At 69.4% G+C, this 23,828-nt stretch carries 15 protein-coding genes; 12 read left to right on the top strand and 3 right to left on the bottom strand.

The features are described from left to right. Positions 1-35: 35 nt before the first annotated feature. Complete coding sequence (locus IH48_RS0127685; protein ID WP_030910369.1) at positions 36-2,516, bottom strand: glycoside hydrolase family 3 protein; 2,481 nt, start codon at positions 2,514-2,516, stop codon at positions 36-38. 173 nt (positions 2,517-2,689) lie between these two features. Here IH48_RS0127685 and IH48_RS0127680 point away from each other — a divergent pair, with 173 nt between their 5' ends. From IH48_RS0127680 to IH48_RS0127630, 12 genes are all read left to right on the top strand, one after another. Continuing rightward, positions 2,690-3,298, top strand: coding sequence for a TetR/AcrR family transcriptional regulator (locus tag IH48_RS0127680; protein ID WP_030910367.1), 609 nt, complete (start codon positions 2,690-2,692; stop codon positions 3,296-3,298). 379 nt (positions 3,299-3,677) lie between these two features. Next, entirely contained in the window at positions 3,678-4,160 is a 483-nt protein-coding gene (locus tag IH48_RS0127675; RefSeq protein ID WP_107059379.1) for a cobalamin B12-binding domain-containing protein, read from the top strand. Then, complete coding sequence (locus tag IH48_RS0127670) at positions 4,157-5,464, top strand: methylaspartate mutase (RefSeq protein WP_078850084.1); 1,308 nt, start codon at positions 4,157-4,159, stop codon at positions 5,462-5,464. The genes IH48_RS0127675 and IH48_RS0127670 overlap by 4 nt, the downstream gene beginning before the upstream one ends. Beyond that, positions 5,461-6,723: an ATP-grasp domain-containing protein gene (locus IH48_RS0127665; protein WP_078850083.1), complete on the top strand. Its 1,263-nt coding sequence runs from the start codon at positions 5,461-5,463 to the stop codon at positions 6,721-6,723. The genes IH48_RS0127670 and IH48_RS0127665 overlap by 4 nt, the downstream gene beginning before the upstream one ends. 20 nt (positions 6,724-6,743) lie before the next feature. Then, positions 6,744-6,911: an MbtH family protein gene (locus tag IH48_RS0127660; protein ID WP_030910358.1), complete on the top strand. Its 168-nt coding sequence runs from the start codon at positions 6,744-6,746 to the stop codon at positions 6,909-6,911. Next, complete coding sequence (locus tag IH48_RS0127655; RefSeq protein WP_030910356.1) at positions 6,908-7,177, top strand: phosphopantetheine-binding protein; 270 nt, start codon at positions 6,908-6,910, stop codon at positions 7,175-7,177. Before IH48_RS0127660 ends, IH48_RS0127655 begins: the two co-directional genes overlap by 4 nt. Next, positions 7,114-10,473, top strand: coding sequence for a non-ribosomal peptide synthetase (locus IH48_RS33670; protein WP_158710358.1), 3,360 nt, complete (start codon positions 7,114-7,116; stop codon positions 10,471-10,473). Before IH48_RS0127655 ends, IH48_RS33670 begins: the two co-directional genes overlap by 64 nt. Beyond that, complete coding sequence (locus IH48_RS0127645; RefSeq protein ID WP_078850079.1) at positions 10,470-14,426, top strand: non-ribosomal peptide synthetase; 3,957 nt, start codon at positions 10,470-10,472, stop codon at positions 14,424-14,426. Before IH48_RS33670 ends, IH48_RS0127645 begins: the two co-directional genes overlap by 4 nt. Continuing rightward, positions 14,416-15,771 (top strand): MFS transporter, encoded by a 1,356-nt coding sequence (locus IH48_RS0127640; protein ID WP_158710357.1) that lies wholly within the window; start codon positions 14,416-14,418, stop codon positions 15,769-15,771. Before IH48_RS0127645 ends, IH48_RS0127640 begins: the two co-directional genes overlap by 11 nt. Further along, positions 15,755-17,317: an amino acid adenylation domain-containing protein gene (locus IH48_RS0127635; protein ID WP_051840677.1), complete on the top strand. Its 1,563-nt coding sequence runs from the start codon at positions 15,755-15,757 to the stop codon at positions 17,315-17,317. Before IH48_RS0127640 ends, IH48_RS0127635 begins: the two co-directional genes overlap by 17 nt. A gap of 22 nt (positions 17,318-17,339) precedes the next feature. Further along, entirely contained in the window at positions 17,340-17,534 is a 195-nt protein-coding gene (locus IH48_RS35330) for an MbtH family protein (RefSeq protein WP_078850077.1), read from the top strand. Beyond that, positions 17,531-21,487 carry a non-ribosomal peptide synthetase gene (locus IH48_RS0127630; RefSeq protein WP_078850076.1) on the top strand — a complete coding sequence of 1,319 codons (3,957 nt, stop codon included), beginning with the start codon at positions 17,531-17,533 and terminating at the stop codon, positions 21,485-21,487. Before IH48_RS35330 ends, IH48_RS0127630 begins: the two co-directional genes overlap by 4 nt. A 99-nt stretch (positions 21,488-21,586) precedes the next feature. Here the strand turns inward: IH48_RS0127630 and IH48_RS0127625 are convergent, their stop codons facing one another. Both IH48_RS0127625 and IH48_RS0127620 read right to left on the bottom strand, forming a co-directional pair. After that, entirely contained in the window at positions 21,587-22,561 is a 975-nt protein-coding gene (locus IH48_RS0127625; protein WP_037843314.1) for an aldose epimerase family protein, read from the bottom strand. Between the two features lie 20 nt (positions 22,562-22,581). After that, a complete protein-coding gene (locus IH48_RS0127620; RefSeq protein WP_030910343.1) occupies positions 22,582-23,559 on the bottom strand; it encodes a GDSL-type esterase/lipase family protein in 978 nt (325 codons plus the stop codon). Positions 23,560-23,828 lie beyond the last annotated feature (269 nt).

Below are 23,828 nucleotides of genomic sequence, written 5' to 3'. Positions count from 1 at the left end.
GTGTCAGGGTCCGCCTCGGGGCCGTACGGCTGAGGTCAGCGCTCCACGGCCAGCGGGGCGCTCAGGCGGACGTCCGCGAGGGAGTGCGCCACCTGGATCTCATACCTGCCCTCGATCAGCGACCAGGAATCCGCCGACTCGTCCCAGATCTCGAACGCCCGCCGCCGCAGCGGGATCGCGACCTCCACCGTCTCGCCCGGCGCCGCCTCGACCGTGGCGAAGCCGGCCAGCCACCTGGCCGGGCGCTCGGGCGCGCCCGCCGGGGTGTCCTGGGGCGCCACGTAGAGCTGCACGACCTCGCGGCCGTGCCTCGCGCCCGCGTTGCGCAGGCGCACGCGGGCCTGCGCCCGCGAGGCGTCCACCTTCTCGTAGTGCCACTCGGTGTAGCCGAGTCCGTGGCCGAACGCGTACGCCGGCACGGCGCCCGCCTTCTCCCATGCGCGGTAGCCGATGAACACGCCCTCCTCGTAGTGGAGCCGGCCCCCGCTCGGAGTCGTGTTCACGACCGGCGCGTCGGCGAGCGCGGCCGGCCAGGTGGTGGGCAGCCGCCCGCCCGGCTCCTGCGCGCCGAGCAGGACGTCCGCGAGCGCCGCGCCGCCCTGCTGTCCCGGGAACCAGCTCAGCAGCACCGCCGCGACGTCGTCGCGCCAGTCCATCTCCACCGGGGAGCCGGTGTTGACGACGACCACCGTGCGCGGATTGGCCGCCGCGACCGCCCGCACCAGATCGTCCTGGCGGCCCGGCAGCCGCAGATCCCGCCGGTCGAAGCCCTCGGACTCGACGCGCTCCGTGGTGGCGACCACCACGACCGCCGTGTCAGCCGCCGCCGCCGTCAGCGCGGCCTCGGCGATCAGCTCGTCCGGGTCGCGCTGCGGGCCGAGGTGCAGCAGGGAGAAGCCGATCGCGTTCATCGGCGCATCGGCGACCTTGAAGACCGTGACACGCAGCGAGACCTCCACCGCGCGGCCCGCTTCGAGCCGTATGCGGCCGCGTTCGGTCGGCACCCCGAAGAACGCCTCGAACGGGTCGGTCGACTCGGCCGGCTCCTGCCGGCCCTCGTACAGCACCGTGCCGTCCACGGTGAGCGTGAAGCCGCCGAGGCCGCGCGTGCCGAACGCGTGCTCGCCGCTGTCGCGCGCCGTGAACGTGCCGGCGATCTCGACACTGTCCAGTTCGTCGTAGTCCACGCCGTCCGGCAGGTCGCTGCCGACCCACTGCACGCGCCCGTCCGGCAGCGCGACGGCGGCGAGCACCCGGCCGTCCGCCGCGCGCGCCGTGGCCGTCAGGTCGAAGTCGGCGCCCGCCACGGACAGTTCGGTGTTCGGGTCGGCGCCCAGCGCGTACGTCAGCGACCCTTCGGGCAGCGCCGACGACAGCCCGTCGAGTGGCGCGACGACATGCGCGGGGAAGACCGTCGCCGAGCCGCCGCCGAGAATGCGGGCGTCCCGCGCGGCCGCGCCGATCAGCGCGACCTTCGGCGTACGCGCCGGGTCGATGGGCAGCACCGGGTGCCCGTCGCGCGCCGCGTTGCGCACGAGGACGAACGAGCGGCGCGCGATCTCTCGCGTCACCTCGTCGCCGTCCACCGCCGCGGGCGGCTCGGCGACGGCGCCTGCCACGCCCGGCAGGATGCCGACGCGCCCGGCGAGCCGCAGCACGTTGCGCACCGCCGCGTCCACCGCGGACTCCTCGACCTCGCCCGCACGCACCGCGGCGGCCAGCTTCTCGCCGTACACCGTGTCGGGCCCCGGCATGGCGAGGTCGAGGCCGCCCCGGGCGGCGCCGACGGTCGAGCGCGCGGCGAGCCAGTCGGAGACGATGACGCCGTCGAAGCCCCACTCGCCGCGCAGGACACCGAGCTGGAGGCGGCTGTTCTCGGTCATCGACGAGCCGTTGACGGTGTTGTACGCGGCCATCACGCCCCACGGGCGGGCGTCCGCGACGATGGCCTCGAACGGCGCGAGGTACAGCTCGCGCAGCGCCCGCCGCGACACCACGTTGTCGACGGTGAAGCGGTCCGTCTCCGCGTCGTTGGCCACGAAGTGCTTGACCGTCGTGCCGACGCCGCCGTCCTGCACGCCCCGCACGTACCCGGTGCCGATCTCCCCGGTCAGGTACGGGTCCTCGCTGTACGCCTCGAAGTGGCGGCCGCCGAGCGGCGAGCGGTGCAGGTTGACCGTCGGCGCGAGCAGCACGTGCACGCCCTTGCGGCGCGCCTCCTGAGCCAGCAGCCGCCCCGCGCGCCGCGCGAGGCCCGGGTCCCAGCTCGCGGCGAGCGCGGTCGGCGACGGCAGCGCGGCGGAAGGGTCGTCAGGCGTCCAGCGCACGCCGCGGACGCCGACGGGCCCGTCGGACATGACCAGCGACGGCAGCCCGATCTCGGGCAGCGCGGGCAGCGACCACTGGTCCTGCCCCGCGAGCAGCCGGGTCTTCGCGTCGAGGTCGAGCACGGCGAGCGCCGCCTCGACGCCCGCCTCCCGCGCGTCGTCAGCGGGTGTGGTGGATGCGCCGGTCAAGGCCGTACCTCCGGATGCCGGGTGGGTGAGGAGTGCCGAGCTGACCGTTACATACTGGGCCGCCGGCTTGTAGTCGAGTAGGTCTCGTTATCACTTCGTAATATTATGACCGATCGTGTGGCGTACGGTCCTTGCCCAGGAACGGACCAGGAACGATTGGAGGGCCGAGGCGGATGGCGGCGAGAGCCAGGAGCGAGGAGCGGCGGGCGGAGATCCTGCGTGCCACGATCGAGGTGATCGCGGAACGCGGCTACCGCGGCACCACGCTGGGGGCGGTCGCCGAGCGCGTCGGCCTCACCCAGCAGGGCCTGCTGCACCACTTCCCCACCAAGGAGGCGCTGCTCGTCGCGGTACTCGACGAGCGCGACCAGTGGGACACCGGCGGCGGCGCACGCCGCGGCGACGGCTGGCGCCTCGAACTGCTGGCGTCACTCGTGGACTACAACGCCATGCGGCCCGGCATCGTGCAGACGTTCTCCGCGCTGCTCGGCGAGAGCGTGACGGAGGAGCACCCGGCGCGGGAGTTCTTCACCCACCGCTATGGCCAGGTGCGCGCCGACATGGCGGAGTCGCTCCGTGACGAGTTCGGCGGGCGCCTGCCCGGCGGCCTGACGCCCGAGCAGGCGGCCCCGCTCCTCACGGCGGTGATGGACGGCCTGCAGTACCAGTGGCTGCTCGACCCGGAGGCCGTCGACATGCCGGTGGTCTTCCGCCACTTCCTGACCCTGCTGCGCGGCGGCGAGCCCGGCCCGGCGGGGCGACAGGTACCCCGGGATGTCTGACCGTCGCGGTTGGCGCACGGTACCGCCCGCTGAGGCGAGGGCCATGGAAACTCCAAGAATCATTAAAGGCGAAGGCGTTTCTGTGCTCCTATTTCGGATCTTTCGGGATAATTATCTGCAATCCCTCTCTTGCCGTTCCGTGGAACTCCCTTGTAAAGTCAACCCATGTATTAGGGCTTATGGATTGATGTTTTCCACTTAAAATCCCTGGTCAGTATGGATCCTCGGGTATTGATGTCGACTCCTTCGACGCCGCACCCAAGAGGGCCTCCGATGATTCTGCGCGTGCTGTTTCCGCCTGCCTGCGGCCTTCGCCATTGCCGTGGCCATTGAGAAACTGCGGAGTTGTTCATTTCTGTCAAATTACGGGGAGACTTGCATGGATCTGAGGCGTGCCCGCTTACCGTTTGACGCCGCATTGCGCGTGGTGGTCACCAGCACCGCGTCGGACGCCCACTCCTGGAACCTGATCTATCTTCAGCTGAGGCTGGAAGAGGCCGGGCACGTCGTCACCAATTTCGGGCCCTGCGTCAATGATCAGAGTCTTCTTGCCCGCTGCAGGCAGGTGGTCCCGGATCTGATCGTGTTCAGCACGGTGAACGGGCATGGCCGGCAGGACGGGGAGCGGATCATCCGGCTGATCCGAAACGCTCCGGACCTCCAGGGACTGCCGGTCGTCATCGGCGGAATGCTGGGCGTTGCCGGTCCCGACGGGAACGCCGCGGCACTCTCGCTGCAGGGTGCCGGGTTCGACGCGGTCTTCGGTCCACAAGGGGACATCGACAGATTCCTCGAGTTCGTCCGGGAGCTGTCGGCGGACCGTGCGAGACGCGGGTCCCGACCTGTGGGAGCCGCACGATGAGTAGGCCCCACGGCGGTGTGGCCCGGGAAGCGCCTGAGGGTTCCTTCGCCGGATTCGTCCATGCGGCGGCATCCCGCGGTGAGTTGGTCGTCCAGCCTCGGATGGGCTTCTCGGACCCCCGGTGGATGCACGCGGGCCTGCTGGCGGTCAAAGGCGCGGCGGCGACGGCGGCCGGCACGATCACGCTTGACAGCTTCACCAGAACCGGTGACCTGACCGCCGCGGGCACCGCGCTCGTCACCGGTGTACCGCTCAACGGATATCCGATCACCAGTCATCCCCTTGACGTGACTCGCAGCATCCTGAACGACGTCAGGGATCGCGGCTTCCCCGTCCAGGTCCGGCACGGGTCCGCGGCGCCGCAGGAGATCTTCCGTACCCTGACCCGGCTCGGCATCGATGCGACTGAGGGCGGCCCCGTCTCGTACTGCCTGCCGTACGGAGCGGTGCCGCTGCACGACTCGATCCGCAACTGGAAAGATTCCTGCTGGATATTCGCCGAGCTGCGAACGGGCGGCTTGCAGCCGCACCTCGAGACCTTCGGGGGCTGCATGATGGGTCAGTTGGGCCCGCCCGCTCTTCATGTGGCCATCAGCGTTCTGGAAGCGATGTTCTTTCGCCAGCACGGCATCCAGAGCGTCTCGCTCAGTTTTGCTCAGCAAACCAATTTCGAGCAGGACATGGCCGGCATCTCGGCATTGCGTCGGCTGGCGACCGATCTTCTCGGGGACTGCGGCTGGCACATCGTGGTCTACACCTATATGGGAGTGTTCCCGAGAACAGTGGCCGGAGCCACGCTGCTCGGGGAGACCGCGGTGCGGCTCGCGGTCCATGGCGGTGCCCAGCGCATCATCGTGAAGACCACCGCCGAGGCCACCCGCATACCGACGATCGAAGACAACGTCGTGGCAATCGAACGCGCCGCTCTCGTCGCGGCCACCCTGGACGAGCGCGAGCGCCCGGACGTCGACGAGACGCTCTTGACGAGCGAGGTCCATGCCGAGGCCGCCGCACTGGTCCACGGCGTCCTCGACTTGCGGCCGGACATCGGCGATGCCCTCGAAGTCGCCTTCCGGAAAGGCTACCTGGACGTCCCATTCTGCCTCCATCCGGACAACAAGGGCCGCGCCCGCAGTTATATCAGGCCTGACGGGCGCCTGGCTTGGAGCGATGTCGGCGCAATGCCGCTGCATGGTGTCGCGGACATCAGTCCGGGACGCGCGATGAGGTCTTCCGAACTCATGAGATCGCTGAGCTACGTCGCGGAACGCTTTGACAATGACTCTCTGGACGGCAGGCCATGAACGACAGACGCGTGATTGTTGTCATCTTCGACAAAGGCGCGGTGTCGGCCTCCAGTATCGCGCAGAGCCTGAACGACTCCTTTGATCTCGTGTTCGCCATTCATGACGGTCCTTTCACCGATCAGATGCTCCCCTTCCTGACCGAGACGAGTGAGGTCGTCCATCTCGTCGGTGACCCGGAGGTGGATGCCGCGAAACTGGCACGTCATTGCCCGGACGGCATACTGACTTTCAGTGAATCCATGCTGCCCTCGACCGCTCGGCTCGCCACGATTCTGGGACTTCCGTTCCACACGCCGGGGACGGTGCGTCGGCTGACCAATAAATTCGAACAGCGATCGGTTCTGCGCGCGAGCGGAGTGGACCGGATCGTCACCGCCGCCATTGACTCCGAAAGTGACTGGGAGAGGGCCCTCGCCAAGGTAGGCCTGCCCGCTGTGGTCAAGCCAGTCCGCGGAAGCGGAAGCAGCGGCGTCTGTCTCATCAGGGACGAATCGGAAGCCAGCCACCACCGAACTCGGCTCTTTGGCGGGGAATCGACTCCAGGGCATCTGCTGGCAGAAGAATATCTGCAAGGGAGACCCTCCCTTCCCTTCGGGGACTACGTATCCGTCGAAAGCTTGTGTACGCCGCAGGGCATCACGCATGTCGCGGTGACCGGCAAGTTCCCGCTCCGGCCCCCCTTCGCCGAGCAGGGCAGCTTCTGGCCCTCCCAACTCCCCGCGCACGAGGTCACCGCAGTGACTGAACTGGTCAGTAGGGCCCTCATCGCGCTTCAGGTATCCGTGGGAATCACCCATACCGAGGTTCAACTGACCCCGACGGGTCCGCGCATCATCGAGGTGAACGGGCGCCTTGGCGGGCAGATCGACGAGATCGCCACGCGCTCGGACTCCGTCGACCTGATCAAGATCAATGCCCTGCTGGCCGTCGGCGATCCGATCGGCGTGGAGCCGGCCTGTGCAGGAAAGGTCGTCTTCCTCAACATCCTCTCGGCGCCAACCCATCCGTGCACGCTGACAGCCGTGCACGGAGTGAGATCCGTGCGCCGAATTCCGGGTATCACCGGCTATACCAGCCTCGCCCAACAGGGGCAGTATTTTCCCGGAGCGCCGGAGATGCATCGCCTGGGGGTTCTCTACGGCGAAGCTTGCGACCATGAAGCCATGATCGCCATCGTGGACCAAGCGCGTTCGACGCTGTCGTTCGAGTTCTCGGAAACAAGCCATGTCCCAACGTCCAGCGGGAGTCTGACTTGAGTACGGAGTTCTGCGTCGTCATGAACGACGAAACGCAATATTCGATCTGGCCGCGCAACCGCGATCTGCCGGCGGGGTGGCGGGGGACCGGCTTCGCCGGAACGCGGGAGTCCTGCCTGGAGCATATCGACACGGTATGGACGGACATGTGTCCCGCGAGCCTGCGAGGGAAGGAGAACGACCAGTGAGCAGCCATCCGGAAGGCGACGTCTATGTCGCCCCGCGCACGCCGATGGAACGCGCGTTGTGTTCCATGTGGATCGAGTTGACCGCCAACGACGACATCGGGGTCACGGACCGCTTCCTCGACGTCGGCGGCCACTCGTTGCTTGCTTCCAAGGTCGTCGCACGGGTCAAGGAATCGTACGGTGTGCGTATTCCGCTCCGCTGGTGCATACAACAGCCGACGGTCTCGGACCTCTCCGAGCTCATTCAGAAGGCCCAAATTCAGTGAATGCCCCCGGCGGATACTTCAGTGTGTCGCCCGGGCAACGGCAACTCTGGTTCCTCCACCAACTCGACCCCAGTAGCGGCGCGTACAACATCGGCACTGCGTTGCGTGTGTCCGGCGAGCTGGATGCCGGCGCGATGGAGGAGGCATTCGGCGCGCTGATCGCCAGACACGTGAGCCTCCGCTCGGTATTCACCGACCGGGACGGGAGCCCCTGCTGCCGGGTGCTCGCACAGGCGCGGAGCACCATGGCGGTCGACGATCTCCAAGCTCTGCGGGACAACGAGCGAACGGATGCCGCCGCACGGTTGTCCCGGCAGGAAACGACCACGCCGTTCGACCTCTCGGTGGCTCCCCTGATGCGGCTCAGGCTCATCAGGCTGGGCGCCGGCGAGAGCCTCCTACTCCTCACCGTCCATCACATCGTGGCGGACGGCCGGTCCATGCATGTGCTGTTGCGGGACCTGTTCGAGGCATACCGGATCTGCTCCGCCGGCGGGACGCCAGGATGGGAAACGGCCGCGCCGCCGGTCGACACCGCCCCGCCCCCGGCAGGAGACGACGATGACGATGCTCGGGATCTGGAGTACTGGCGGGAAACGTTGCGCGACCTGCCGGGGGCACTGGATCTGCCCTTCGATCTGGCGCGTCCGTTACGGCCCACGTTCAAGGGCACACGGGCGAGTGCCTACCTCTCCCAGGAGGCGGCGGCTGGGCTGCGGGACCTGGCCCGCAAGGAGCAGGCGACGCTCTTCTGTGTGCTCCTGGCGGGTTGGCAGACCCTGCTGAGCCGTTGGACAAGGCAGAGCGACATCCCCGTCGGCACTCCCGTCTCGCTGTGCCCGGAGGGGCGCGAGGACGTCGTCGGCATGATGGTCAACACCGTGGTCCTGCGCGGAGACCTCTCGTCGTCGCCCAGCTTCGCCAAGCTCGTACGGGCGACTCGGGATCGCGTGTTCGATGCGCTGGACCACAAGGCGCTTCCGTTCGACACACTGGTCGAGGCCCTCGCTCCGCACCGTGAACGCGGCCGGAATCCGCTCTTCCAATCCATGCTCACGCTGGGCTCCGCCCCGAACGCGGCAGTCTGGGCGCCGGGAACGGAGCCGACGCTCGCCATCACCGCGGCAGAACCCGCCTACGAGACCACGAAGTTCGACCTGAGCCTCGGCGTCACCGAGGAGAGGGACGGCCGGTTGCGGCTGCGCATCAACGCGGCCACCGATCTCTTCGTTCCGGCGACGGCAGAGCGCGCCGTAAGCCATCTGCGTACTCTGCTCGAGAGCGCGCTCGATGACCCCGCTGCCCCGGTGTCGTTGCTTGCGCTGGTGCACTCCGACGATCCCGCGAGCACCGGAGCGCGCAGTGGGGACGACACGGAGTATCCGTACGTCACCCCCACGCACCTGATGACCGAGCGGGCAGTGGCCGCGCCGGACGACGTCGCGGTGAGCGACAGCACGCGGAGCCTGACCTACTGCGAGTTCGCGGCCCGGGTGAACCAGTTGTCCCACCGGCTGCGGCGAGCAGGAGTGGGCGTCGACACGGTGGTCGGGGTGTGCCTGCCGCGATCCGTGGATCTTCTGGTGGCCGTCCACGCGGTGGCTGCCGCGGGTGGCGCCTATCTGCCCCTCGACCCCGAGTTGCCGACTCGGCGGCTGGGCACCATGGCACGCGACTCGCAAGCGCACATGATCGTGACCTGGTCCGGCTGGGGCCGCGGGGACAGCACGTTCGACGGGGTGCCGCTCCTCACCATGGACCTGGAACGTGCCCGCCTGGACGCAGAGCCGGATACGCCGCTCGGCGTGACCCCGCCCCCGGACGCGCTCGCGTACGTCATCTTCACCTCCGGGTCGACCGGCACGCCCAAGGGCGTAGGAGTCTCGTACAAGTCGCTGGTCAACAGGCTCGGCTGGATGCAGCAGTTCTTCCCGCTCTCGGCGCGGGACCGGGTACTGCACAAGACCCCTTTCGGCTTTGACGTGTCCGTATGGGAACTGTTCTGGCCGCTCTCCGTCGGGGCCCGCGTCATCGTCGCGGCCCCGGACGGCCACCGGGACCCCGGCTGTCTCGCGGTCCTGATGCGGCGAGAGGCCGTGACCGTCGCGCACTTCGTCCCCTCGGTGCTCGATGTCTTCCTCGATGAGGTGCGGTCGCCCGGAGACCTGCCGGCCCTGCGGCTGATCTTCGCCTCCGGTGAGGAACTGGGCGGCGATGTCGCGGCGCGAACGCTGGACGTCCTGCCGAGGGCGCGGCTGCACAATCTCTACGGACCTACGGAAGCGGCCGTCGACGTGACGTGGCAGCCGGTGCTGCGGGCGGACAAGAAAACCCGCGTCCCGATCGGCAGCCCCGTTCCCAACACCCGGATCGAGGTGCTGAGCGCGGAGCTGCGGCGCTGCGCTGCCGGTGTTCCCGGCGAACTGTGCCTGGCCGGTGTGCAGCTGGCCCGGGGATACGTGAGTCGGCCGGGGCTGACGGCGGAGCGGTTTGTCCCGGACCCGTTCGGCCCTCCCGGCGGCAGGCTCTACCGCACCGGCGACCTGGGGCGCCTGCGGGACGACGGGTCACTGGAGTACCTGGGCAGGCTCGATACGCAGACGAAGATCAACGGCTTGCGTATCGAGCTCGGCGAGATCGAAGCGGGCCTCGCTGCCCAGCCCGAGGTGCGCGCGGCCGTTGTGACGGTGGTGAACGACCGGGCCGGCAAGCGGCTTGTCGCCTACCTGGTGCCGGCGGAACCGGCCGGCGAACAGGAATGCGCATCAAAGGACTGGGCGGGGAGACTGCGCGAACGCCTTCCCCCGTACATGATTCCGGCGCAGTACGTGATGATGCCGGAGCTCCCCCTGAGCCGCAACGGGAAACTCGACCGGACCGCGCTGCCCGTCCCCGCGAGGCCCGGGCCGGTGGCGGCGGGTGGCCCGACGGCGCCCGGCGCCGAGACAACGGTGGCGACGGTATGGGGCGAGCTCCTCGGGATCGCGCACGTGGGACCCGAGGACGACTTCTTCTCCATCGGAGGGGACTCGATGCGCAGTCTGAGGGTCGTCTCCAGGCTCCGCGCGACCGGCTACGTCCTCACGCTGGAGGACCTGTACACCCACTCCACGCCGCGGACTCTCGCGAGGCTGCTGGAAGAACCCGGCCGGGCGTCCAGCGCGGTGCCCCGCATCGACCGCGGAGCCGGTACGGGGGCACAGGATGCTCCGGCGCACGGCGCGTTCCAGTTGCTGGGCGCGGAGGATCGCGCGCGGCTCGAGGCGATGGGCGTTTCACGAGAGGACGCACGATGAACAGCGGCATACCGGGTGGTCAGGCTATCGAGGACGCGTACCCGCTTTCGGCGATGCAAGCGGGGATGATCTACCAGAGCATGCATGCGACGAGATCGGCGACCTACCACGACGTCCTGACCCTGACCTTGTCCGGGCCCTTCGACGCTGCCGAGTGGGAGGCCGCGGTCGCGGAACTGGTCCGCCGGCACGTTGCGCTCAGGACCTGTTTCGACCTGACCTCCTTCTCCGAGCCCGTGCAGGTCGTGCGCACGGACACGCGGCTGCCGGTGCGCATCGTCGACGTGTCCGCGCGGCCGGCAAAGGAGGCGAGGGACGAGGTCGCGCGGTGGCGGGACGAGGAGCGCTTTCGGCCCTACGACCTGGCCGCACCGCCGCTGATCCGGATCACGGCGCATCTGCTTCCCGAGGCGGCCTACACCCTGACGATCAGCTTCCACCACGCGGTGCTCGACGGCTGGTCGGTGGCCAGCTTGGTGACCGAACTGCTTCGGCGCTACCAGGCGCGCCTGGCTGGCCGGCCGTTGCCCGTGGAGCCGTTGCCCAACGCCTATCCGGAGTTCGTCGCGGCCGAGCGCGAGGCGGTGAGCGCGCCGGCCACGGTGGACTACTGGACATCAGTGCTCTCCGGGAGTTCCGCGAGTCGGCTGCCGCGGGAGCCGGGCCGGCCGGTCGACGGCGACCGCATCGCCCGTTTCCTCCGGTCCGACATCAAGCCGGAGACCGTCTCCGGGATCGAAGGACTCGCCAAGGCTTCCGGGGCTTCGCTCCGCAGTGCGCTGCTGGCCGTGCACCTTCACGTGCTGTCCAGGCTGACCGGCGAGGAAGACGTGGTCACCGGAACCGTTACGCACGGGCGTCCCGAAACGGAGACGGGGGCCGAAGTGCTCGGCCTGTTCCTGAACACGGTGGCGATCCGCGGCTCCTCGTCGTTCGGGACGTGGTCCGAGCTGGTGCGGGAAACGCACCGGAAGTACGTGGAGATGCTGCCCCATCGGCGCTTCCCGCTCGTCGACGCGCAGCGGATCGCCAACCGTTCGCCGCTGTTCGACACGGCCTTCGACTTCCGCGACTTCCACGTATACGAAGAACTGGACGGGGACGGGCCGGTCACACTCGCGCGGCGCGACCACCACGAGACCACGGACATCCCGTTCGCCGCCGCCATCACCCGGTCGCGGGGCAACGACGGCTTGACCCTGCTCCTGTCCTACGACGAGACCGAGTTCTCCGAGACGCAGATCCAGCGTTACGCGGATTGCTATCTCGCGGCCCTGACAGAGGCCGCGGCGGATCCGTCCGCGACGCCCGGCGCGGAGCGGCTCACCGAGGTCAGCACGGTGCCCGCGCTGCCCCGGCATGCAGCAGCCGACTTCTCCGCCTTGCACATGATGGTGGCCCGCCGGGCGGCAGCGGCGCCGGACGCGGTCGCGGTCTGTGACGCCGATGGCGACGTTGGCTACGGCCGGCTGTGGCATGCGGCGTGCGAGTTCGCCCGACGGCTCACGGAACGGGGAGTCACCCGAGAATCCGTGGTGGCCATCGCGATGCCGCGTTCGGCGGCGGGCATCGCGGCGATTCTCGGGATCCTCCAGGCGCGTGCCATCGTTCTCCCCCTCGACCTCGATCATCCGGATGCGCGCCTCAACGACCTGATCGCAGCCGCCGGCGCGGTCGCACTGCTCACCCGCGAGGAGCTCGCGCCCCGGTTCAGCACGTCCGCGGAGATCCTCGTGTTGGACGGCCTCCCTTCGGCGGACGAGTACTGCCGGGCGCAGGACGCGTCGGAGACGGATCCGAACGCGGCGGCACTGGCGCTGTTCACCTCGGGATCGACCGGAAAGCCGAAGGGCGTTGTCCTGACCCACCGAGCGGCCGTGCACTACTCGGCTGCCGCAGGGGGCATGTTGGGACTCGACGAGCGCTGCCGGGTGGCGCAGCGTTCGCCGTTCAGCGTGGACGCCGCGGTGGCCGAACTGGGCCTGGCCTTCGCCGGCGGCGGAACGGCGGTCGTCATGCCGACCGAAGCCGTCGCCGATCCCCGCGAATTCCAGAGTTTCTTCGCCGGACACCGCATCACCACGACGATCCTCGTGCCCAGCCTCATATCGCCTCAGGTCGAGGCGGGAACGTTCGGCGCATGCCCGGATCTCGCCCAGGTCCTCTCGGTCGGCGAGCAACTGCCGCCGGCGCTGGCGAAGGCATTTCTCGAACAGTCGGGCGCGCGGCTGTACAACGCGTACGGCCCGACCGAGGGCGGGATCGGCGCGACACTCTTCCAGGTGCGGCCGGAGCACCTCACGGTGGGCTCATCCGGGGTGCCGATCGGCGAGGCGATCGAGGGTGTCGAACTCCACGTGCTGGACAGGAGTGCGCGCCCCGCGCCGGTCGGCACCCCGGGCGAGTTGTACATCGGTGGAGACCAGCTCGCTCGTGGATACCTCGGGCAGCCCGGACTGACGGCTCGCACGTTCGTGCCGGATCACCTGTCCGGGATCGCGGGGGCCCGCCTGTACCGAACAGGGGACGGAGCACGCGTGCTCGCGGATGGAACGGTCCAGTTCCTCGGCAGGCTGGACAAGCAGATGAAGATCCGCGGAATCAGGACCGAGCCCGAGGAGATCGAGGCCCGGCTGGTAGAGCATCCGCTGATCGGCCAGGCCGTCGTCAAGCTGGTCGAAGCGGTCGGCCCGGACGGGCGTGAACAGAAGGCCTTGGCCGCGTACCTGGTGTGGCAGGGGCAGGGGCAGGTACGGGCCGAGGACAGCGAACTACGCGTCTTTCTGGCGAAGCGGCTGCCACGCGCGCTCGTGCCCACAGCGTTCGTCACCATGGACAGGATCGCCATGCTGCCCAACGGCAAGGCCGACCGCTCGGCGCTGCCGATTCCAGAACTCGGCGGCCTTACCGCCTACGAGGCGCCGCGGAACGCTGATGAGCGCGAGATGGCGACCCTGTGGGCGGAAGTGCTGAAGGTGCCAGCGGTGGGCGTCCGGGACGACTTCTTCGCTCTCGGCGGAGATTCGATCCGCGCGCTCCAGCTGATCCTTCGCATCAGGAAGACGTTCGGCCGGGAGCTGGGGGTCGACGCCTTGCTGTCGAGCCCGACGGTGGAGGAGCTGGCCGTGCTGGTGCGCCGCGCGGAGAACGCGCTTCCGGCGAGCCGCGTCGTCCCTCTGCATCGAGGCGGTGACGGGACACCGCTGTTCTTCTTCCACGCACTCGGCGGGCAGATCTTCAGCTATCAGCCGATGGCGCGGCTGATCGGGCCGGACCGGCCTGTGTACGCGATACCGGCGCTCGGGTTCCGCGACGGGGAAAGAGCCCATGCGACGGTCGAGCAGATGGCCGACGACTACGCGCGCCGTGTGACCGAGGCGTGCCCCAACGGCCCAGTGCTCATGGGCGGTTACTGCATCGGCGGCAATATCGCGGTCGAGGTGGCCCGCCGGTTGCGCGAGAACGGCCGCGATGTGCCGCTGGTCTCGGTCTTCTGGTCGCACGCGGACAACCCCGTCTCCTCGGAGATCTACGACGACGCCACGTTGATGATGTTCGCGCTCGCGGGCAAGCGCGTGGACATCGACCGGGAGAAGTGGGCCGAACTGAGCCCCGAGCAGCAACTCGTGACGGTGGTCGAGGGCGCTGCGGCAAGTGGTGACCTCAACCCCGCGGCTACCGACATCGACCAGGCGCGACGGATCCTGCGGGTCTACCGGGCCAACGCGACGGCGCTCAGCCGCTATGTGCACGCCCCCTATCACGGAGACCTCGCGCTGCTGAAGCCGAGCGACGACCCGTTCGACCCCGAGGACGACTTCCGGTGGCGCGAGGTGGTCAAAGGCCGTTTCACCATGCGGATGATTCCCGGCCGGGCAGGGAGCGCGACGGATGAACCGCACATCGCTGAGACGAGCACCATCATGAGAGAGCTGATCGACAGTGCAGAATGACACCCCGGGGCCGGCGGAACCGAACGCCGGCGAAGGAACTCCGGGAGCGCCCCGGGAAAAACATGAGGTCAGTCTCTGGAAGCAGGGCGACTTCCTGAAACTGTGGTCCGGCCAGAGCGCCTCCATGATCGGCTCGCAGGTCACGCTCGTGGCTCTTCCGCTGGTCGCGGTGACGCTCCTCAAGGCCTCCAGTGTGCAACTCGGATTCCTCACCGCGCTGGGCCAGGCGCCCTACCTCCTCGTGCTCTTCTTCGGGGTATGGGCTGACCGGGCGCGGCGGCGCCCGCTGCTGATTGCCGCGGATCTGAGTCGCGGCCTGCTGGTGGCCGTCATCCCGCTGGCCTTCTGGCTCGGCGGCCTCGGCATCGGCCTCATGTACGCGGTGACCTTCGTCGTCGGCCTGATATCGACCATGTTCGACGTCTCATGGTCGGCGTACTTGCCGACACTGGTGTCGCGGGACTCGCTGCCCGAGGCGAACAGCAAGATGCAGCTGAGCAGCTCGATCGCCCGGGTCTCCGGTCCCGGAGTGGTCGCGCTGCTGCTGACTTGGCTCTCGGCGGCGGCGACGATGGGCATCGACGCCGTGTCCTACTTCGTCTCCGCCGCGCTCTGCTTCTCCATCCGCAAGAACGAGGCCAAGCCGGACCACCCGGAGGGGGAGAAGAGGAGGAGCATCCTCAAGGACATCTCCGCCGGACTGCGGTTCGTCTTCCGCGAGAAGCATCTGCGTCCGATGCTGCTGTCGCAGGCGATCTTCATGCTCTTCGTCCCGGGAATTCAGGCGCTCTACGCCGCCTATGCCTACCGCGACCTGCACGTCTCGGCGAGCGGAGTCGCCTTCGTCCTCATGCTGTCCGGGCCCGGTGCCATCATCGGCTCGATACTCGGGCCAACGATCATCAAGAGGTTCGGACTCGGGCGCATGTGCGTCATCGCCGCGCTCGGCGGAAACACGTCGTACCTGTTCATACCCCTGGCGGTGAAGCCGCTGTGGCTGACGATCGCCATGCTGGGCTTCGGCCAGTTCCTTTACGGCTTCACGATGCCCTTGGGCGTGATCAGCATGACGACGCTGCGTCAGGCGTTCACGCCGAACCACATGCAGGGCCGGATAGCCGCGGCATTCCGCTGCTTCAGCATGGGAATCGCGCCGTTCTCGGCGCTCGCCGGCGGGTTCCTCGGGGCGGCGATCGGTCTCCGGACGACCATCCTCATCGATGCCGTAGGCGCTCTCATCCCGATCGTCCTGCTCTTCCTGTCGCCGCTGCCCGGGGTACGGAAGGTGTCGGACACGCGAGCCGCGGCGGTAGGGAAGGACACTGAGCGTGCAGCACATCGTTGAATTCTCCGAGGGCGGGACACCGGCTTCCGAGGCCGCGGAGGCTTGCGTGGACGCTCTGATCCGCGCACGAACCCGCGAGACGCCGGACGCCACCGCGATCATCGCGCCGGACGGGACGTTCAGCTACCGGCAGCTGGACGGGACCAGCGACAGGGTCGCGGCGGCGCTGGCCCGGCACGGCGTCGGCCGGGGCGACCGGGTGGCCATCCGCATGGGGCGATCCGCCCGGCTGATCACCACCTGGCTGGCGGTGCTCAAGCTCGGTGCCGCCTACCTGCCGATCGCGCCAGGCGACCCCCGCGAACGCGTGGAAGAGCTGCTGGCCGACGCTCGGCCGGCACTGGTGGCGTGCGACCACGCGCCGGAAGAAGTGGCCGCGACGACGGACGTCACGTTGCTCGAGATCGATGAATCCGTTCTGGGGTTCGCCGGGGATTGTCCACAGCGGAACGCCGACCCGAGCGATCTTGCGTATCTCATGTACACCTCGGGCTCCACCGGAAAACCCAAAGCGGTCATGGTCGAGCACAGGAGCATCAGTAACCTGGTGCTCGATCAGGATTATGTCCGCATCGCGCGGAACGACATCGTCCTGCATCGGGCCACTCCTGCCTTCGACGCGGCCACGTTCGAGATCTGGGGCGCGTTGCTGAACGGTGCGACGCTGGTCGTCGCACCTCAGGATCCGATCGGCGTGGACGACACCGCCCAACTGGTGTCCGATCACGGAGTCAGCATCATGTTCCTCACGACGGCCGTCTTCCATCAGCAGGTCGATGAGCGGGTCGACACCTTCCGCAATGTGCGGACAGCGATCGCGGGCGGTGAGGCGCTGTCCCCGGTTCATGCGGAACGGCTCCAAAAGGCCTTTCCCAGGTGCGTTGTCGTCAACGGCTACGGGCCCACGGAGGCTACGACGTTCACCGCGTGCCACCGGGTCGGGCAGGACGAGGACCTGGCGGCCTCCGTGCCCATCGGGATGCCGTTGCGGAACGTGCGGGTGCATCTGATCGACGAGAGCGGCATGCCCGTCGCGGACGGCAGTCCCGGGGAGCTGTGCGTCAGCGGCGCCGGCCTGGCCCGGGGTTACTGGCGAAGGCCGAGACTGACGGCGGAACGATTCATCCCGAACCCGTTCGACGAGGGGGAGAAGCCGGGCAGCCGCTTGTACCGCACCGGGGACCTGGCACAACGACTGCCTGGTGGCGAACTCGTTTTCCTCGGCCGCCTTGACGACCAGTTCAAGCTGCGCGGGATGCGTATCGAGCCTGAGGAGATCGAGCGGGTCCTCACGCGCTCGCCCGAGGTGCGGCGTGCCGCCGTCCTCGTCCGGAGAAGAGCGGAAGGTGACAATCTGACGGCTTTTCTGGTGCCGCGGGAGCCGTCGCTCGGAATCGATCGCCGAAGGCTCCGCCGCCTGGCTTCGCAATGTCTGCCAGGCCATATGGTGCCTGCCCAGTTCGTGATGGTAGATGACATTCCCGTCACCGGGCGCGGCAAGATCGACCGGGAATTCCTGGCCTCGATCCTTCGTGCGGCCGGCTGACTCGGCTGTGGGGAGTCCTTCGGTGAGCAATCCCTTCGAGAAGGAAGACGAGCTGTATCTCGTTCTCGTCAATGCCGAGAACGAGCATTCCCTGTGGCCCCAGCGGCTGCCGATTCCCGCCGGCTGGCTGTGCGCGCATCCCGCGGACGGTCGTCAGGCCTGCCTCGACTATGTCCGATCGCACTGGTTGGACCTGTATCCGACAGGAAGGACATGACGGAAGTGAACGCTTCCCCGGCAGTGGCGGAGGCCGAATGGTCCGGCTTGATGGCGGGCGTCGACGAGGGAACGCTCATCGGCAAGGCGCACCCAGGGGAGCGCGCCGAGCCGGGCCGTGCCATCCGGCGTGACCTACGGCCTGATAACGCGATGTCCCTGCACGACGCGCTCGTGAGCCGGGACCTGTCCGTGCAGACGGCTGCGAGCGGCGCCTGGGCTGTCGTGCTCGGACTCTTCGGGTCGGATCGTAGTGCGATTTTCGGAGTGCCTTCCTCGTGTGAGCCAGGCGCGACGGTCCCGGTCCGTTCGGACCTGAGCCGCCACCACACCCTGGCGGACCTGCTCGACAGCCTTCACCTCCAGCGCGCCATGACGTCGCCCCACGACCACATCGGCTTGGCGGCGATCAAGCGTCTGCTGCCCGTGGACGGCCCGCTGTTCGACACGGCGGTCATGGACATCGAAGACGTCGGGGTGAACGAAGACGTCGCGGAGACGCCGCTCACGCTCCCGCCGGGACTCGGCGTGGTGCTGTCGGTGACGCTCGCCCCTGAGGCGTCCGTCGTGATCTCCTTCGACCTGCGTTCAGTGAGCGCGGACATCGCCTCCGCACTCGCCGACGTCACAGTCCGCGTGCTCACCGCCATGGCGCACGACATGCGGTGCCCGCTCACGGCGCTTGATCTTGCTGGACCGGAGCAGGGACGCCGCGCACTGGTCACGGGGTGGAACGAGACGACGGTCGAGATTCCGGATCGCTGCTTGCACGAGTTGTTCGAGGAAGGGTCGGCACGGTGGCCGGAAGCGGTCGCGGTGATCTGCGCCGACGAGCGGATCACTTATGGCGAGCTCAACGCGCAAGCCAACCGGCTGGCCCGGTTCCTGCGCGGACTTGGTGTCCGCCCGGACGAGGTCGTCGGCGTGCACTTCGAGCGCGATGTCGGCATGGTGATCGCCATGCTCGCGGTCTGCAAGGCAGGCGGCGCGTACACCTTGCTGGATCCGGCGTTCCCGCAGGAGCGGCTGCGGACGGTCCTGTCCACCGCCGGGACCCGCGTTGTCGTCACGCGGGCGGGCCTTGCCCCCACGCTCGACGCCGGGAACGCCGGGTACCGCGTCGTGCGTGTCGACGCGCCGGACGAGGCTCGCGCGATCGCGGCCGAGCCGGCAGCGGATCTCGGCCGCACGGCCGGCCCCGGAAGCGTCGCCGCCGTGATGTTCACATCAGGTTCCACGGGGACGCCGAAGGGCGTCGCCTCGCCGCACCGTGCGCTGGTGGGTACCTACCTCGGCCAGAGCTATCCCCGTCTGGGACCGGAAGCGGTCTTCCTGCAGGCCGCCCCCGTCTCGTGGGACGCCTTCGCGCTCGAACTATGGGGCCCGCTGCTGCACGGGGGACGCAGCATCCTGCTGCCCACGCGGCAGGCCGATCCCGCGGCCATCGCGCGGCAGGTCGCCGAGCACGGCGTCAACAGGCTGAGGCTGTCCGCCAGTCTGTTCAACTTCCTCGTGGACGAATATCCGGAAGCCTTCCAAGGCGTCGAGCTCGCGTTCACCGCGGGCGAGGCCGCCTCGGTGTCCCACGTGGCTAAGATCATGGCCGCCTACCCGCGGCTGCGTGTGGCGAACGCTTACGGTCCGGCCGAGAGCATGGGCTTCAGCGCGACCCACGAGGTGCGGCCCGCGGACCTCCGCGCGGCTGCCATCCCCGTCGGGCGTCCCGTCGCCAACAAGCGGCTGTACATCCTGGACGAGGCCCTGCGGCCGGTCCCTTCCGCGGTGACCGGGGAGATCTACCTGGCCGGCGTCGGCTTGGCGCGCGGGTACGCCGGGCAGCCCGCGTTGTCGGCCGAGCGGTTCGTGGCATGCCCGTTCGGCAAGCCCGGCGAGCGGATGTACCGGACCGGAGACCTGGCCCGCTGGACGGGACAGGGGCAGGTCGAGTACGTCGGCCGCGCGGATCACCAGGTCAAACTGCGCGGGTTCCGGGTGGAGCCGGGCGAGGTCGAGGCGGTGCTGGCGCGAGCGCCGGGGGTGGCGGCCGCCGCGGTGGTCATCCGTGAGGACCGGCCGGGCGACAGACGGCTGGTCGCCTATGCGGTGCCGGTGCGGGCAGGCGCAGTGACGCCGGACGCGCTGAGGGCGCTCGCCCGCGCGGCGTTGCCGGACTACCTGGTGCCGGCGGCGATGCTGGTGCTCGAAGCGCTGCCGCGGACCGCGAACGGGAAGCTGGATCGCCAGTCACTGCCGGCGCCGGATTACCGGCGGGCAGGCGGTGGCCGGGCCGCGGCCGGCGCGAGCGAGCGGTTGCTGTGCGAGGTCTTCGCCGAGGTGCTGGGAATGCCGGAGGTGGGAGTGGATGACAACTTCTTCGACCTCGGCGGTCACTCCCTCCTCGCGGCTCGCGTCATCAGCCGCGTGCGCGAGGCCCTCGGCCGTGAGCTGAGCCTGGCCGGCGTCTTCGACCACCCCAGCGCCGCGGCCCTCGCCATCGTCCTCGACGCGAGTCGGGAGAGCGACCGTCCTCGGTTGGGGCCGGCGGAGCGGCGTGAGGTGATGCCGCTGTCGTACGCCCAGGAGCGCATGTGGCTGGTGGGCGAGATGGAGGGGCCCAGCGCGACGTACAACACCCCGCACGTCTTCCGGTTGCGTGGGGAAGTCGAGCCGGAAATGCTGCGGGCGGCGCTTGACGACGTGGTACGGCGGCACGAAGTGCTGCGCACGGTCTACCTGCCGTCCGTTGACGGCCCCCTCCAGCGGGTCCTGCCCGCGGACGCGGTCGCGCCGGTGCTGGAGTTCTCCGAAACGACCGTGGCGGAGATGGAGGCCGATCTGGCCCGGGCGGCGTGTCACGTGTTCGACGTCGGCTCTGACCTGCCGCTGCGCTGCTGGCTGTTCCGGCTGTCGGCCCGGGAACATGTGCTGCTGGTGCTCTTGCACCACATAGCCAGTGACGGGTGGTCGATCGGGCCGCTGCTGACCGACCTGAGTGCGGCCTGCGCGGCCCGTTTCGCAGGCCGAGCCCCGGACTGGGCGCCGCTCTCGGTTCAGTACGCTGATTACGCGGTGTGGCAGCGGGCACTGCTCGGTGAGCAGACCGCGCAGGGGTCGCTTCTCGCGCAGCAGCTCTCCTACTGGCGCAAGGCGCTGGAGGGCGCTCCGCACGATCTGGCCCTGCCCACTGACCGGGCGCGTCCGCAGGTGTCCTCCTATCAGGGGGAGACCGTGCGGTTCCGCGTGGACGCGGCGTCGCACGCGCGGCTGCTCGACTGCGCGAGGGCCGGCGGCGCCACCTTGTTCATGGTCCTGCACGCGGGTCTGGCCGCGCTGCTGCACCGGCTCGGTGCGGGGGACGACCTGCCGATCGGCTCTGCAGTGGCCGGGCGCGGCGACGAGGCACTTGACCGGCTCGTCGGGTTTTTCGTCAACACGCTGGTGCTGCGCACGGATGTCTCGGGCGACCCGACTTTCGCGGAGCTGCTCCGCCGCGTCCGAGACACCGACCTGGCCGCCTTCGCGCAGCAGGACGCCCCTTTCCAGAAGGTGGTCGAGCACCTCAACCCCGAGCGCACACTCGGCCGGCACCCTCTGTTCCAGGTCATGCTCCTCCTGCAGAACAACGCCCGCGCCGCCCTGCGCATCCCCGGAGTCCACGCGGTGGTCGAGGAACGGGCCGAGCTCAACGCCAAGTTCGACCTTTCATTCCTGCTGACCGAGGAGTTCGGCGCTGACGGCAGCCCGGCCGGCCTGTACGCCACCCTCGAGTACGCGACCGACCTGTTCGACCCAGCCACGGCCGCGTTGGTCGCGGACACCTACGTCCGTACCCTCCGCGACCTCGTCGCCGACCCGCACCGGCCCATCAGCGGACTTGCGCCGGCACCCTTCCGTCGCCCCGGCGGAGGCAGGCGGAGACCTCCTCGTACCACAGCCGGCGCGAGGCGAGGATGACTGGTCCATACGGCACGGGGCGGTTGGCGCGGCCCCGGGTGTCCCGCGAGGCCCTTCCGGCAGGCGCACCGCACGAGCGTCCCCGGCCGCGCCGCGCCCTCAGCGCGCGGTGAAGGCGTACGTCGTCGTCGAGGTGTGGCGCTCGCCCGGGCGCAGGATCGTGGAGGGGAACTCCGGCCGGTTCGGGGCGTCCGGGTAGCCCTGCGTCTCCAGCGCCACGCCCGAACCCGGCGAGTAGGGCACCGGCGGGGCGAAGCCGTCCGACGTGTACAGCTGGATGCCGGGCTCCGTGGTCGTGATCGTCAGCAGCCTGCCCGTCTCCGGCGCGTACAGCTCCGCCGCCGGGCCGCCGCCGTCCAGCACGAAGTTGTGGTCGTGGCCGCCGTCGAGCTCGCGCGCCTCGCGGAAGTCGTGGTGCGTGCCGGCCACCGGCGCCGTGCCGCCCGTCGGGATGTGCGCCGCGTCCACCGGGGTCATGCGGGAGGCGCCGAGCCGCAGCGTGTGGCGGCCGACGGCGGGCCCCGACTTCGCGCCGTTCAGGTTCCAGTACGTGTGGTTCGTCAGGTTCACCGGCGTCGGGGCGTCCGCCACCGCGTCGTAGCGGAGAGTGAGCGCGCCCGCCGCGTCCAGCGTGTACGTGACGGCCACGTCGAGGCGTCCGGGGAAGCCCTGCTCGCCCGCCTCGCTGACCCGTGACATCCGCACGCCGTCCGGCACTTGCTCAGCCCGCCACACCCTGCGGTCGAACCCCTCGGGGCCGCCGTGCAGGCAGTTGGGGCCGTCGTTGGCCGGCAGTTCGTACCTGACGCCGTCGAGCGTGAACGAGGCGCCCGCGATCCGGTTCGCGTACCGACCGACCAGCGCACCCAGGTACGGCTTGGGGCACGCCGCGTACTCGGCGGCGGAACCGAGGCCGAGCACCACGTCCGCCACCTCACCCGACCGGTCGGGCACCTCGACCGACCGCACGATCGCGCCGTACGTCAGCAGCCGCACGCGCGTACCGCCGCGCTCCAGCGTCCAGCACTCCACGTCGCCGCCCCCGGGCACCGCGCCCGCCGCTTCCCGCTCCACACTCGTCACGGTCGGGCAGCCTACGTGGTCGGCCGCGCCGCCGTGACACGGGCGTACGCGATCCTCGCCAGCGTGGCCTGCCCCTGTTTGCTCGGATGGAAGAAGTCGAAGGGGCTGAGCGACTTCGCCGAGAAGCGGTAGCCGAACACCGCGCCCCCGTCGTAGCGGCACCGCCGATCGTGCGCGCACACGTCGCGCAGCACGCCGTTGTACGCCACGATCCGGTCGTACACCGTCTGCCTGCGCTGCCTGGCCGCCGCGTCGTCGCTCTGCGCGTCCCCGAGCATCGACGCGCAGATCCCGAGCTTCCACACCTCGCGTCCCAGCGGGTTCGCGCGCCCCGTGGCCCACAGCCGCCGCAGGTCGGGCACGCTCGACACGTACACCTGCGACGACGGCGACACCGCGCGCAGCTTGCGCATCGCCGTCTCGAACGACGTACGGAACGACGCGACGGACGTCATACCGTCCACCGAACTCCGGCACGCGTCGTTCGCGCCCGCCGCCACCGTCACGAGACCCGGCCTGTGCACCGCGACCCGCGCCATCTGGGCGGGCAGCGCCGCCATCGTCGCGCCGGAGCGCGCCGCGTTCCAGCTGTGGTCCCTGACATGCGCGGGGCCGAGCAGCCGCAGCGCGAGGCTGTCCACCGAGGGGTCGGTCCCTGTGGACCACGACACCGACGGGCAGTCACGCAGCAGCCCGCACGCGTCGAACCCGCGCGTGATGGAGTCGCCGACCGCCGCGACGGACGCGGGGTCGCGGTCCCAGCCGGTGGCCGCCGCCGCCGTGCGGGACGGCGAGGGCGACGGGGAGGGCGACTTGGAGGACGAGGACGAGGACGTGGACGACGACGGGGGACGCGAGGTCCCGCGCGCGTCCTGGCCGTGGTGCGGGGAGCCGCAGCCGCCGGCCGCGAGCAGCGCCGCCACAGCGGCCGCGGCGCCCACACCGCGCGCCGCCGTCCGCCTGCCCCGTCGCACGCCTCGACACCTCATGGAAACACCGCCTTTCCCGGTTGTCGGCCGGGCGAAACCGCCACTGGCCTATGCGCACTCCCGGTCCCGCACGGGCGAGTGAAAGCTTCGCGTGAATCGGGCACCGGACCGACGGTACGTCACCCTCACAGCCCCTTCGCGCGGTAACTTTTCCACGTCGAACCAGCGGCACTCGGCGGACCGCGGCTCCGGTAGGTTGCATCACGTCACATGCTGTCCCATTTGCGGAGTTCTGCTTTCGATGATGTTTACTGAGGCCGCTGGGAAGG

It is taken from the genome of Streptomyces sp. NRRL F-5126 (genome assembly GCF_000721265.1).
In the GTDB taxonomy this organism is placed as follows: Bacteria; Actinomycetota; Actinomycetes; order Streptomycetales; family Streptomycetaceae; genus Streptomyces.
The sequence above is the reverse complement of the archived record's forward strand: the minus strand, read 5'-3'. Positions and strand labels throughout refer to the sequence as shown.

What these genes read in the sequence shown, in the direction of transcription:
- IH48_RS0127620 (WP_030910343.1), bottom strand. Translation starts at nt 23,559, where the DNA reads ATGAGGTGTCGAGGCGTGCGACGGGGCAGGCGGACGGCGGCGCGCGGT.
- IH48_RS0127680 (WP_030910367.1), top strand. Translation starts at nt 2,690, where the DNA reads ATGGCGGCGAGAGCCAGGAGCGAGGAGCGGCGGGCGGAGATCCTGCGT.
- IH48_RS0127645 (WP_078850079.1), top strand. Translation starts at nt 10,470, where the DNA reads ATGAACAGCGGCATACCGGGTGGTCAGGCTATCGAGGACGCGTACCCG.
- IH48_RS0127670 (WP_078850084.1), top strand. Translation starts at nt 4,157, where the DNA reads ATGAGTAGGCCCCACGGCGGTGTGGCCCGGGAAGCGCCTGAGGGTTCC.
- IH48_RS0127675 (WP_107059379.1), top strand. Translation starts at nt 3,678, where the DNA reads ATGGATCTGAGGCGTGCCCGCTTACCGTTTGACGCCGCATTGCGCGTG.
- IH48_RS0127630 (WP_078850076.1), top strand. Translation starts at nt 17,531, where the DNA reads ATGACGGAAGTGAACGCTTCCCCGGCAGTGGCGGAGGCCGAATGGTCC.
- IH48_RS0127660 (WP_030910358.1), top strand. Translation starts at nt 6,744, where the DNA reads ATGAACGACGAAACGCAATATTCGATCTGGCCGCGCAACCGCGATCTG.
- IH48_RS0127665 (WP_078850083.1), top strand. Translation starts at nt 5,461, where the DNA reads ATGAACGACAGACGCGTGATTGTTGTCATCTTCGACAAAGGCGCGGTG.